At 70.3% G+C, this 12,756-nt stretch carries 10 protein-coding genes; 8 read left to right on the forward strand and 2 right to left on the reverse strand.

The genetic code is table 11. From position 1 onward, the window contains the following. Positions 1–2 precede the first annotated feature (2 nt). Entirely contained in the window at positions 3–365 is a 363-nt protein-coding gene (locus tag IPL40_16455; GenBank protein MBK8482730.1) for a PilZ domain-containing protein, read from the reverse strand. 185 nt (positions 366–550) lie between these two features. On the opposite strand from IPL40_16455, the gene IPL40_16460 reads away from it, so the two are divergent. The 8 genes from IPL40_16460 (at position 551) to IPL40_16495 (ending at position 11,447) form a co-directional block, all read left to right on the forward strand. Continuing rightward, positions 551–2,089, forward strand: coding sequence for a serine/threonine protein kinase (locus IPL40_16460; protein ID MBK8482731.1), 1,539 nt, complete (start codon positions 551–553; stop codon positions 2,087–2,089). A gap of 321 nt (positions 2,090–2,410) precedes the next feature. Then, positions 2,411–3,910, forward strand: coding sequence for a cache domain-containing protein (locus IPL40_16465; protein MBK8482732.1), 1,500 nt, complete (start codon positions 2,411–2,413; stop codon positions 3,908–3,910). Next, positions 3,907–5,094 carry a DUF1343 domain-containing protein gene (locus IPL40_16470; protein ID MBK8482733.1) on the forward strand — a complete coding sequence of 396 codons (1,188 nt, stop codon included), beginning with the start codon at positions 3,907–3,909 and terminating at the stop codon, positions 5,092–5,094. The genes IPL40_16465 and IPL40_16470 overlap by 4 nt, the downstream gene beginning before the upstream one ends. Positions 5,095–5,120: 26 nt before the next feature. Then, complete coding sequence (gene nadD, locus IPL40_16475; protein MBK8482734.1) at positions 5,121–5,729, forward strand: nicotinate (nicotinamide) nucleotide adenylyltransferase; 609 nt, start codon at positions 5,121–5,123, stop codon at positions 5,727–5,729. Between the two features lie 76 nt (positions 5,730–5,805). Continuing rightward, complete coding sequence (locus IPL40_16480; GenBank protein ID MBK8482735.1) at positions 5,806–8,394, forward strand: hypothetical protein; 2,589 nt, start codon at positions 5,806–5,808, stop codon at positions 8,392–8,394. 32 nt (positions 8,395–8,426) lie between these two features. Continuing rightward, positions 8,427–9,620: a VWA domain-containing protein gene (locus IPL40_16485; protein MBK8482736.1), complete on the forward strand. Its 1,194-nt coding sequence runs from the start codon at positions 8,427–8,429 to the stop codon at positions 9,618–9,620. A 142-nt stretch (positions 9,621–9,762) separates the two neighbouring features. Beyond that, a complete protein-coding gene (locus tag IPL40_16490) occupies positions 9,763–9,945 on the forward strand; it encodes a hypothetical protein (protein MBK8482737.1) in 183 nt (60 codons plus the stop codon). Positions 9,946–10,079: 134 nt separating this feature from the next. After that, positions 10,080–11,447, forward strand: a complete 1,368-nt coding sequence (locus IPL40_16495) for a CCA tRNA nucleotidyltransferase (protein ID MBK8482738.1) — start codon at positions 10,080–10,082, stop codon at positions 11,445–11,447. Positions 11,448–11,491: 44 nt separating this feature from the next. On the opposite strand, the gene IPL40_16500 is transcribed toward IPL40_16495, so the two are convergent. Further along, entirely contained in the window at positions 11,492–12,394 is a 903-nt protein-coding gene (locus tag IPL40_16500; GenBank protein MBK8482739.1) for an acetate--CoA ligase family protein, read from the reverse strand. Between the last annotated feature and the right edge of the window lie 362 nt (positions 12,395–12,756).

The raw sequence follows: 12,756 nt of genomic DNA on the forward strand, positions 1-12,756 counted from the left end.
GCTCAGGTCGCGGCCGAGCTCGGATGGGCGAGGTAGGCGTCAATCAACGCTTGGTGCTGTGGCGCCACGTCCGTCAGCTCGATGCCCTGAGCGTCGAGCCAGGGGTGGCTGTGCACCACGCGCCCCGCGCAGGTGATCACGCGATCGCAGTGCGGCAGCTGGAACTGCAGGCCGATCGCGCGCTCCTCACTCAGCGGCTCGAAGAGCCGATGCACCAGCAGCCCATGTCGGCTGAGATTCGAGGCGCGGGCGAGGTGCGGTCGGCCGCCTACGTACTTGTTCAGCAGGAGATCGACGGCGACGCGCCGCTCCGTCCGGTGGTCGTCGGGACTCGTGGTGTGCGCCGGGTTTGTGGGCGGAATCATGCGTGCGCTCCCTTGCTCGTCGTGGCTGACGCTGAGGGTTGAAGCTCGAAGTCTACGGTCCCTGCGCGGCGCGGGCGAATATTCCGACCGACGGCCTAGACCGAGCCCGCGCGGATCGCGGTCGCTCGGCCTCTGGCCCCGCGCTGGTTGGTGCAGCGGGCGATTCCGAGTAAGAATGCGCCGCGATGAATCCGCCTGTCCTCGTCGGCGACGCGGTTGGCCCCAGCGTAGCGGACCCGCTGGTCGGCCGCGACCTGCTCGGCACCTATCGCCTCGTCGAGCCGCTGGGGAAGGGCGGGATGGCGACCGTTTATCGCGGCCGCCACCTCCTCACGGATCAGGAGGTGGCGATCAAGATTCTCTCGCCCGAGCTGGCGACCCAGAGCGACGTCAAGGCGCGCTTCATCGACGAGGCCCGCACGTTGGCGCGGCTCGAGCACCCCAACATCGTCACGCTCTACAACTTCCTCGAGGCCGAGGGACACCTCTACCTGGTGATGCAGATCGCGGAGGGTGAGGCCCTCGACGCCCTGATTGGCCGCCAGGGACGCCTGCCCTGCAACGACGTGGTGGCCATCGGCATCGAGACGCTCTTTGCGCTCGAGTACGCCCACGAGCGCGGGGTGGTGCATCGTGACATCAAGCCGTCGAACATCGTCATCCGCGGCGACGGTGCCGTGAAGGTCATGGACTTCGGCATCGCCAAGATCGTGGGTTCGACGAAGCTGACCCAGACCGGTCAGACGATGGGTACCGTGCGCTACATGGCACCGGAGCAGGTGCGCGGCAAGCCCGTCGATCACCGCTGTGATCTCTACGCGCTCGGGGTGACGCTCTACGAGGCCTGCAGCGGGCAGCCGCCCTTCGATGGCGATACGCACTTCGAGATCATGCGCAAACAGCTCGTCGACGCGCCACGGCCCCTCAGCGAGCTGGCGGCGGTGCCCCCCGAGCTCGAGCAGACGCTGGCGCGAGCAATGGAAAAGCGCGCCGAGGATCGCTTCGCCAACGCGCGGGAGTATATCCGCGCGCTGAAGGCCGTGCCTGTCGGCCCGCCCTCGGGTCGGGTTACGAGCTCCGCCGGTGTCGCCGTCTTCGAGGGGCCAGCCACGATCGCGGTGGCGTCGGCGCGGCGTCGCCGTCCCTCTGCCGGCCGCGACCTGCGCCAGGTGATGATCGCGCTCGCACTGATCGCGCTCTCAGTCGGGGCGATCCTGTGGGGCGTGCTGAGCGACCCTCCGGCGCGCGCGCCCGCGCGGCACGGCGCCCCGGCGCGCAGCGCCGCGTCCGTGGTGTGGCCGCCCTTGCATGCGGTGGCGCGCGGGCTGCGCTGGAGCGTCGACGAGCGGAAGGGCGACCTCCACCTGCTTGCTCAGGCGCCCGTCGACGTCGCCGCCCTCGAGGCGCTCTGCAGCGGGGCTCATCGCGCCTATGTCGCGTTCCTGCGGCGCGAGGGCATCGACTTGCCGGTACCTCGGCGGCCGCTGCACCTCGTACTCTTGCCGCGGGCGCTCTTCGCCGCGCACCAAAGCTGGTCCAGCCCGCGCTATGAGGCGATGAGCAGCACCCTCTACATCAGCACGGCGCGCCCCGATTTTCAGCGCAGCGATCTGCCGCACGGGCTCGCCTTGCACTACTGCGCCGTCCTCGCGCAGCTCAGCAACGAGCGCTGCCTGGAGCTGGCCGAGGGCTTCGAGCGCGAGGTCCAGCGCGCTGGCCGCTAGCGCGCTGGACCTCGCGCCCCGCGCCGGCCGAGGGCCGCGCGTAGCGGGCCACTGCCCCGTTTTCCTTGACCAAGCGCGTTGGGGCAGCGTAGCTTCCCGCAGCACGATCAGGCCAGCGGTGAGGCAAGTTGATGAGACTGCCGGTGCGCGTACTGCCGAGGGGCAGCCGCGCTGGCCCTCGGCAGTACGCGCTGCCACCGGGGGTACTCTACCCGCGGCTGAGGCGCTGAGCGCGCGGTGGCGCGGAGGCCTGGCTCGTGCGTGACGACGGACTGCGGACTGCGGTCGGCGGCGACTGACTGTAGCCACGAGGAGTTCGGAATGGCGACCTTCAAGGGGAAGATCGGGGTCAGCGCGCTCCTGGTCGTGCTGGCCGTGACGGTGTTGCTCTATCTGGCGGTCATTCCGTCGTGGGCGAAGCGCGTCCGTGAGCAGGCCCAGGACGATGTTCAGCGCGCGACCGCGCTCGTGGGGAAGATCCAGAGCCTGCGCGCCTATGATCTCGTCGCGCTGGCGCAGCAGATCGCGCAGATGCGCGAGCTCGTCCGGGTGGTGCGGATCCCCGAGGAGTTCCCGCGGCGGCAGGAGGTCTTCAAGGAGATCAACGCGATCGACCGCCTGCTGCGCGAGGGTGGGCGGAAGGCGCACTTCTTCGCGGTCCTCGACAAGACCGGCGCCGTCGTTGCCCGCGATCTCAGCCTCGAGGATATGTACGGCGAGAAGCTGCCCTACGCGTCGATCAAACGGGCGCTCGCGGGTCGCGCGACGAGCGACGTTTGGATCATGAAGGATCGCATGATGCGCGCCGCAGTGGCGCCGCTGACGGATCAGGGTCAGGTCGTCGGCGCCGTCGCCATCGCCTATGACTTCACGACGGCCGAGGCGCGCGAGGACGCCGCGCTCGTCGGCACGCACGTCATTTACGTGATGGACAACAGCGTGCGCGCCTCGAGCTTTTCGGTCGGCCAGGGCGAGGATGCGATCAAGATCAAGGTCTTGAGCAAGGAGCTCACGAGCGCCGAAGGCAGCGCGCACCAGGCGCTCGCCCAGGGCAAGCCGAGCAAGCCCTTCCTGATGGACGACGTGCAAGGCAGCGCGTATGTGGCCGCGGTCGCGCCGCTGCCCGACGAGGTATGGATCCTCGGCGTGCAGCTCAGCACGCGGATCCTCGACACGGGAAAGCGAGCCGAGATCATCGGCGGGACGAGTCAGCATCTGGTCGGCATGGCGGTCCTGGCCAACCTCGACGATCGCCTGGCGCCCGTCACGCGCGCCCGCTATTTCGTCGGGCTCTTTGGCCTGCTCGTGCTGCTGGCGGTATTCGTCGTCAAGTGGTTCGTGACGCGCCACTTCGTCGACGCCGAGGATCGCTTGGAGCTCGGCGTGAGCGAGATCATCAGCGGCAACCTCGACTACACCTTCGACACCTTCCAGGAGTTCGAGGGGCTGGCCAATGCGCTCAACGTGATGTTGGCCCGCCTGCTCGGACGCCCAGAGCCGGGTGAGAGCGCCGACGACGACCAGTCCTGGCGCGCCGACGTCATCGCCGTCGATGCGATGCCGGCGGTTAACGTCGGTGTCGACGTCCAGCGGCTCGCCGCTGAGCCCGAGGCTGCCTACTACGCGCGCATCCACGGCGAGTATGTCGCGGCGCGCGAGGCCGCCAAGCTCTCCGTCGAGGGCATCACGCTCGAGAGCCTGACGCAGAAGCTGCGCGCCAACGAGGCGATGCTCAAGGCCAGGCATAAGTGTCATCTGGTGCGCTTCGTCGTCAGCTCGGGCAGCGGCCGCGTGAGCTTGCAGCCGATTCGCATCGGCTGAGCGCGCGCGTGGTGGTGCAGACGGGGCTCGACCGGCTCGTCGGCGCTCGCTCCTCGCTGGTGCGTGGCCGGCGGGTCGGGTTGCTCTGCCATCCGGCCGCGGTCGACCAGCGCCTGCGGCATTGCAGCGATTGCTTGCTCGAGGCGGGGGCGCGACTGGTGGCCCTCTTTGCCCCCGAGCACGGCATCGATGGTGCCGCGCAGGACATGGTCGGGGTCGGCTCGACGCAGCATCCACGGCTCGCTGTGCCGGTCTACAGCGTCTATGGCAACACACTGGCGACCTTGGCGCCGCGGCCCGAGTGGCTGCGCGACCTCGACTTGTTGGTGGTCGACCTCCAGGACATCGGCAGCCGCTACTACACCTTCGCCTGGACGATGGTGCTGGCGATGCGCGCGTGCGCGGCGACGCGGACTCCGCTGCTGGTCCTCGACCGGCCCAATCCGCTCGGCGGCGCGGTCGTTGAGGGCCCCTCGATCGCGCCGGGCTTCGCGTCCTTCGTCGGGCTGCATCCGCTCCCCGTGCGCCACGGTTTGACCCTCGGGGAGCTGGCCCGGCTGACGCGCGCCGAGCTGCAGCTCGACGTCGAGCTCGAGGTGCTGCCGCTCGACGGCTGGCGCCGTACGCAGCGCTTTGCCGCCACCGGCCTGCCCTGGGTCCTGCCCTCGCCCAACATGCCGACGCCGGAGACGGCGCTGGTCTACCCGGGGGCCTGCCTGCTCGAGGGCACCAACGTCAGCGAGGGGCGGGGGACGACGCGACCCTTCGAGCTCGTCGGCGCGCCGTGGATCGACGGCTACCGCCTGGCCGCGGACCTGACGCGGCTGGCGCTGCCCGGAGCGCTATGGCGCCCGCTCGGCTTCGTGCCGAGCTTCCACAAGCATGCCCAGCAGCTCTGCGGCGGCGTGCAACTGCACGTCAGCGACCCCGAGAGCTTCGCCGCGCTGCGTACAGGCGTGGCCTTGCTGCTGGCCCTCTGGCAGCAGCGACCGGGCGCCTGCGCTTGGCGCACCGAGCCCTATGAGTTCGTCGACGACCGGCCAGCGATCGATCTGCTGGCCGGCGGCGAGTGGCTGCGCCGCGGCGTCAGCGCGGGGGCGACGCTCGATCAACTGACGGCTGACTGGGCCGAGGCCGAGCGGGACTTCCTGCGGCGGCGGCAGCCCTATCTGCTCTACGACTGATGGCGCTGCTGCGAGGTTCCGCGCCGATGAGCCGCATTGCGATATTGGGTGGGAGCTTCAACCCGCCGCATCTCGGTCACCAGCTGATCTGCACCTGGGCGTTGAGCACGGGCCAGGCCGAGGCTATTTGGTTGCTGCCGGTCTGGCAGCATGCCTTCGACAAGCCCCTGGCTCCCTTCGAGCATCGGCTGGCGATGTGTCGACTGGCCGCCGCGCCCTTCGCCGCCGGGTCGGTAGCCGTCTGCGGAATCGAGGCCGAGCTGCGTGGCCCCAGCCGCACCCTGATCACCTTCCAGCACCTGATTGCGCGGCATCCGCAGCACGCCTTCAGCCTGCTGGTCGGCGCGGACGTGCTCGAGCAGACCCAGGCCTGGTACGGCTTCGAGGCGCTGGCGCGGCTGGCGCCGATCATCGTCGTCGGTCGCGCGGGCCATGCAGCGGCGGGCTCCGGGCTGGCGCTCGCCAACGTCAGCTCGACCGAGGTGCGGTCGCGGGTCGCCCTTGGCTTCGCCGTCGACCATCTGCTGCCGCAGGCGGTCTGCGCCTACATTGGCACCCATGGGATCTACCGCGGCGCCACTACAGACGCGGCGAATCAGTCGTCAGCTTCCCAACAGCTGGTGCGTCCGTTATAATCTCGCTTATCACTTGCCTTCGCTTCAAAGATCCTCGCGTGGCGTGCCGCGGCAGCGGCGCGAAGGGAAAAGCACGATGATGCACCGCCCGGGCCTCCATGTATCGACAGCCTCGCGCGTCGCTTGGCGCCCACGGGGGCGCGTCCTCGCCGCGATCTTGCTGCTGCTCGGCGGCGCGAATACGGGCTGCACGAACGGCACCCTGGGTGGCGGTTCCCTCGATGCCGGCGTCGTGCGCGGCGACGCCCGGTCGCGCGATAGTCGGCCGCCCGCGCGTGATTCGAGCTTTCTCCCGGATCTCGCCCTCGAGCGGATGGACGACGGCGGCGCCTGCGTGCCGAAGTACACCGAATGTGGCCAGCTCTGTGGCCCGGTCTATGACCGCTGCAGCGACCGTACGCTGCAATGTGGCGGCTGCGCGATCGGCAAGGTCTGCAACCTCGTCAGCCACGAATGCGTGACGCCGCTGATCACCTGCCCGCAGCTCGGGGCGGAGTGCGGCGAGCTGCGCAATAGCTGCGGGCTCTTCAAGGACTGTGGCACCTGCCCGGCGGGCAAGACCTGCAACGCCAACACGCATAAATGCGAAAGCTGTCCCACGACGCTGAAGTGCGCCGACTTGGGCTTCGAGTGCGGTCAGGTCTGGCTTGGCTGCGGCGCCAAGACGACCACCACCGATTGCGGGAGCTGTCCGGCCAGCGCGGTCTGTAACACTACGCTCCACGTCTGCGAGCCGCGCTGCACGCCGGCGCCCAAGGCGGAGATCTGCGCCGCCCGCGGGGCGGAATGCGATCCGGTCTCAGACGGCTGCGGCAATATGGTCAATTGCGGCACCTGTCCGGCGGGCCAGCAGTGCGGCATCAGCGGCATCGGCAACCGCTGCTCGGCGCCGCCCCTCTCGGCGACCTGCGTGACCTTTGGCTACGAGTGCCTCTTGCCGAATGAGACGCTGACCAACGAGTGCGGCACGACCCTGAGCTGCGGGACCTGTCCCACCGGTCAGGTCTGCCGCACGAACCATCGCTGCGGAGCGCCCTGCACGCCCAAGACCTGCAGCTCGCCGGGCTACAGCGGCAAGTGCGGCCAGCAACTCGACGACGGCTGTGGCGGCAAGATTATTAGCTGTGGCTGCGCCAACAGCAGTGCCTGTTCGACGACGACCGCCGGCGAGGTCGGCACCTGTCTCGCGATCAACACCTGCGCGAGCTTCGGCGCCAACGGCGGCATCGGGCAGCCCTGCAGCCGCGGCAGCAATCAATCCAAGGCGTTCGCCAAGGGGGATGGAACGTATCTCGACTGCAACTGTCGCGTCAGCGGCCTCTACGCGCGGAACACCTGCACCGATGCGATCCCGACCGACGCTACCGCCGGGAGCTGCACCTGCGCGGCAACCACCTGCGGCAGCGGCGCGGCCTTCGACTGCTCGCTCAACGGTACCTCGAATGGCTGCGGCTCCAACCTGAGCTGCACCTGCTCCGGTGCCGACGCCTACTGCCACGGGCCCTCGCAGCGCTGCTGCACCCGAGCCACCTGCAGCGGCGGCGCCGCAGATCAGGCCTGCGGCTGGTTCAAGGATAGCTGCGACATCGATCAGCTTTGCCCCTGCGAGTCGCCCGGGGCGTGCATCGTGCCCGCTGGTGCCGGCGGGCCGCGCCTGGTCGGGCTGGGCGAGCGGGGCCTTTGCTGTGTCTACGATCGCGATGCCACCTGCAGCGCGGCCAGCGGTGTCGGGCTCTGTCGCGGCACGAATCCCTGCACGGGCGCTGGTGTCGACTGCTGCGCCAGCGGGAAGGTCTGCCTGGGCGACAACACCACCTGCTGTACGCCGCTCACCTGCGGCACGGCCTTGCCCGGCTACACGGGGACCGCGGGCTCGCGCTGCTCGGTGGGCGGCGTCGCCGATACCTGCGGGAGCACTTTCGCCTGCAACTGCCAGGGTGCCACCGTCTGCAGCCTCGGCGGCCGTCGCGCGGTCGCGGGTGAGACGGGCACCTGCTGCGCCAACACGGCGGTCTGCGCGGGCTCGGGCGGCGAGGGCGGACCGTGTAGCGTGACGAATACCTGCACCGGCACTACGACCAACTGCTGCGGTTCTGGGCTCTTCTGTGACGCGGGCACCAGTACCTGCAAGCGCGCCTTCACCTGCGACACCTATACGACCGGTGCGGTCGGCAAGCCCTGCAGCACGACAGCGGACGTGCGCTTTCCGCGGGGCGACGGGACCAACCTCGCCTGCGCCTGCGTCACCAGCGGCAACCTCGACAACAACACCTGCGTTGGCGGTAGCTGTGGCTGCACCCCGCGCACCTGCTTTTCGGGCAGTACCTTCGACTGCAGACTCAACGGCCAGACGGACCGCTGCGGTGGATCCCTGAGCTGCGCCTGCACGGGCGGCCAGGTCTGCAATCCGACGAATGGGCAATGCTGCACGGAGGCGAAGTGCCCCGCGGAGGGCGCCCTGCATGAGGGGCAGTGCCTCTTGCAGAGCTGCGGGCAGGCGCAGCGTACCTGCTTCTGCGCGAATCCATACGATCGCTGCGGCACACCGACCGCCGGCAAGTGCGACTGCAAACCGGACCTCTCCTGCGTCAATCCCGACGGCACCCAAAAGACCGGCGACCAGATACCGGATGGTTGTGGCGGCTTCATCAACTGCGGCAACTGATCAACTGCGGCGATTTCTTGGGGGGCGGCTAGATGGCTATCGCGGACCAGAATACCTCGAGCGCGCACCTCAGGCGCCCCCGATCCTTGGCGGTGCTGCGCGCTACCGCCGGCCTGCTGCTGCTGGCAACCGCGGGCTGTGGCAATGAGCTGCCGCGCCGGCGCTTCCTCGATGGTCGGGTGTCGGACGCAACCCTCGGCGACGGGCGTGCGCAAGGCCTCGACGGCGGAGGGCCCGCCGCTGACGGCGGCGACGAGAGCTGCGCCACCAGCGCGTTGCCGATCGAGCTGCGGCCATTGGATATGCTGCTGGCGGTCGACACCTCGGGCTCGATGGACTATCCCGATCCGGACGATCCCGTCGGCGCCTCGAGCAAGTGGGTCGCGGTGAGCGAGGCGATCAATGCCTTCGTCGCCGAGCCCGACTTTGCCGGCCTCGGCGTTGGCCTGCAGTATTTTCCGCTGCTCCCGAGCGCCTGCGACGTGTCGCGCTACGCGGTCCCCGCGCAGGGTATCGCCACGCTGCCGGCGGCCGGCGCCGCGATCGCCGACTCGCTGGAAAAGCGAGGCCGATCGGGCCTGACGCCGATCGTCCCCGTGCTCGAGGGCGTCACGGACTACATGCGAAAGTGGGCCACCGACCACCCCGAGCGGCGGCCGATCATCGTGCTGGCTACCGACGGTGTCCCGGACACGAGCTGCCTCAATGACCGCCAAGCGGCAGGCGCGGTCGGGGGCCTGCCCAACACCCTGGCCAATGCCGCGGCCGTGGCGCGGGCTGCGGCGCGTGGCACGCCGAGCCTCTCGGTCTTCGTCGTCGGTGTCGGTAAGCAACTGACCGCACTCAACGAGATCGCGGCGGCGGGGGGCACGGGCAGCGCCGTGCTGGTCGACGCCGCGCAGAACCCCGAGCAGGCCTTCCTCGCGGCGCTGGCCGATATCCGCCGTCGCGCGGTGTTCTGCGAGCTGGATATTCCCGCCGAAAACCGCCCGCGCATCGACTTCGGGCGCGTCAACGTGCGCCTGAGCTATCAGGGTCGGAGCGAGGACTTCGGCAGCGTCGGCAGTCCAGCAGGCTGCGAGCGCAACCCGGGTCGCGGCTGGCATTACGACGACCCGGACTCGCCGACGAAGATCGTGCTTTGCGAGCAGGCCTGTGACCGCGTGCAGGCGCGGGTCGGCGGACGCCTCGACGTGATCTTCGGCTGCTCGACGATTGTCTACTGACCTCTACTGACGTGTACTGATTCCACACAGCCGACGCTGGCTGCTCCCGGCAGAGACTCGCGCTCTGCTATTGCGGTCACCATGACCTTGAGACGATCGTCAACCACTGGCCGTCAGCGAGCATGAGGGGAGTCAAGATTCGATGCTAGACGCATGGATCATCGACGAACTGCAGCGACGCGAGCGACGACTGCGCGACGAACGAGCCCACGCCGAGCTTCCCCTTTTTCCGCCCGAGCTGCCGCCCGACGAGGCCGCTGAAGGCGAAGCTGAGCGCGGTGAAGACGCCGATCGCGGCGTGGCCGTCGTCGACTTCCGCGTCTGAGCGCCCGGCGGGGCGACCTCCGCGGCCCCCCAGGCCGCAAGCTTCGCGATCGAGCTTGGCCAGGCGCCGGCCTCGACTGTAGAGTGCTCCGCGCAAATGGCAGGCCGCCTCCGGCCCGGCGCGCGCGATCCCGAATGGCCACCACGACGATCCACCACGACCGTGTCCCAGCACCTGTCGTGGCCCTCTGCGAGACGCTGCAGCAGCGGGGCTTCGAGACCTATCTCGTCGGGGGCGGGGTCCGCGACCTGCTCGCCGGGCGCGTGGCCAAGGACTGGGACGTCGCCACGGCGGCGCCCCCTGACGAGGTCCAGCGCTCGTTTCGTCGCACCATCCCTACGGGGCTGCGCCACGGCACTGTCACGGTGCTGACCGCTGCTGGAGGACCCGCGGTCGAGGTCACGACCTTCCGCGCCGAGGAGGGCTTCAGCGACGGTCGGCGCCCCGATCGCGTCGTCTTTGGGGTCGACCTCGAGACGGACCTGCGGCGGCGCGATTTCACGATCAACGCGATGGCGATCGACCCGATCAGCGGGTTGGTCGTCGATCCGCATGGCGGCCGCGCGGACCTGGCCGCCGGGATCTTGCGTGCCGTGGGCGACGCGCGCCAGCGCTTCGCCGAGGACGGGTTGCGACCGCTACGGGCGCTGCGCTTCGCTACCGCGCTCGAGTTCACCATCGAGGCGGCCACCCTTGCAGCGATTCCCGAGGCTTTGCCCGTCTTCCTGCGCGTCTCGGGCGAACGCGTGCGCGATGAGTTCTTCAAGCTGCTGGCCGTGCCGGACGCCACCAGCGGGCTCGCGCTGCTGCGGCAGACGGGCTTGCTCGTGGCGATTCTCGCCGGCGACGCTGCAGTGGGTCTCGCGCCCGACGCGGGGCAGGCGACCACGGTGCGCTGGACGGCCGGTGTGGCGGCCTGCGTCGCGCTCGCGCCCGATCCGGTGCTGCGCCTCGTGCCCCTGGCCGAAGCGGCGGCCGCCCTGGGCGTGGTCTCGGCCGAGGCGATCGCCGCGCGCCTACGCCTCTCGCGCCACGACCGCGAGCGACTGGTGCGGGCGGTGCACCGGGCGCGGCCGGAGCTCGAGGCCTGCGCTCCCGCCCTGCTGCGGCGCTACGCGCGGGCGGTCGGGCGCGCCTCGCTAGAGGATGCGTTGGCGCTCGAGGAGGCCGCCGCGGCGGCAGATCCCGGGCGCCGCGCGAGCCTGTCGCGCTGGCGGCTCGCCCTCGATCAGGTGCTCAGCGAGGCGCCTCCGCTCGAGCTGCGCGACCTCGCGATCGACGGCGCTGCCGTCAAGGAGCGGGCCGCCCGCCCGCCAGGGCCCCATCTGCGACGCTTGCTCGAGGCGCTGCTCGACCGGGTGATCGAGCGACCGGAGCTCAACGAGCCGAGGGCGTTGTTGACCCTGCTCGACGAGCTTCTGGCCGAGCCCGAGGCGCCCTCGGTCGAAGCGCCCGCGGGAGCCGAGGTGGCGCTCGCCGGTGAACAGAAAGACATTAAATAGCAATCATCTAGACTGCATGTTTTCGCCTTTTAGGCGAGGCCGGGTCAGGGTCGCAGCAGGGCCGCCGTCTCGATGAGCAGGGGCGTCGATCCGTCGGACGAGAAGCCCACGCGCTCGAGGCCGACCCATTCGACGGTCGCGGCGAGCGCAGCGGAGGCGGAGCCGATCCGCGCGAGGAGCTGCCCGAGCGCGGCCCGCAGGCGCGGCGGCTGCGAGCCGGCGCCGGCCCCGTCGGTGCGGGCTGCCGCCAGCAGGCGCTCGATAACGCCCTCGCTCACCCCTTCCGCCGTCGGGCAGCGCGCGACGACCCAGGCGCTCCGCGGCTGGCCCTCGCTGACCCATCGCAGATAGATCATGCCTTTCGCTCCGAGGTTAAGCAGTCCGCCGCTGAGCTCGGAGGCCGGCGCCGGCACCCGCGCTGCGCGGAGCGGGGCGCCCGCTGCGGAGAGGGCGGAAGGGGTCTCGGTCGGCAGACGGCTGACCAGCACGCCGTGGATCGTCGCCCGCGGCCAGTGACGGCGACAGGCCGCGACGATCTCGCGGAAGGCCCGACGCGCCTCTGGCGCGGAGGCGATATCCTGGCGCTCGCCGCCCCAGGTGGCGGCGCGGGTCGGGGTCTTCGCCAGCACCCGTAGCGCGACGGCCTGACCGCCGTCTTCGACCACGGCCTGCGCGGCAGCGGAGGCTGAGCGGACGATGCGCTCCATCGGTGCCGCGAGGCCGAAGTCGGCCAGCAGCGTCTTGGTCGGCTGATCGCCGAGGGCCGGGCCATGCGTCCAGTGCAACTGCCGCACGCGGTCCGCGAGCGCCTCGGCCGAGCGGGATGGGGCCTCTCGTGGTGCCTGTACGTTCGCCGCGCGCGTCTCGGGAGGCGGCGCGAGCGCCGCCGTGCTTAGCAGTCGCCCGAGCGCTCGGAGGTCGGCCAGATCGACATGCAAGGTTGGCACAGGCAGCGCCTCCACTGCCTCAACCGACGCGTCGGATGCGCCGGATGCGTCGGGAGGGTCGAGGCGGAGGCAGAGGGCCTGGGGGCCGGCAGCGGCAGGCACGGGCCCGAGCGAGCAGGTCAGGCGGCCCGCGCTTGCGCGCGCTCGGGCCGAGGCGCGCGCCGACGGCACCTCGGCGGCCGCGAGCGTTTGCGCCAACAACGGCATGGTGCCCTTGCTTGCCGCCAGCAGGGGTAGGGCTGCAGACCGCGGATCGACCCCTGCCGCGAGCAGGCGCGCCGCCGCCACGGCCTCGTGGGGCGTCTCGAATGCCGGACCAGCCGCGATCTCGGAAGCCAGCTCGCGGCAGAGGTCGGCGATGC

Source organism: Pseudomonadota bacterium (assembly GCA_016711215.1).
GTDB lineage: Bacteria > Myxococcota_A > Polyangia.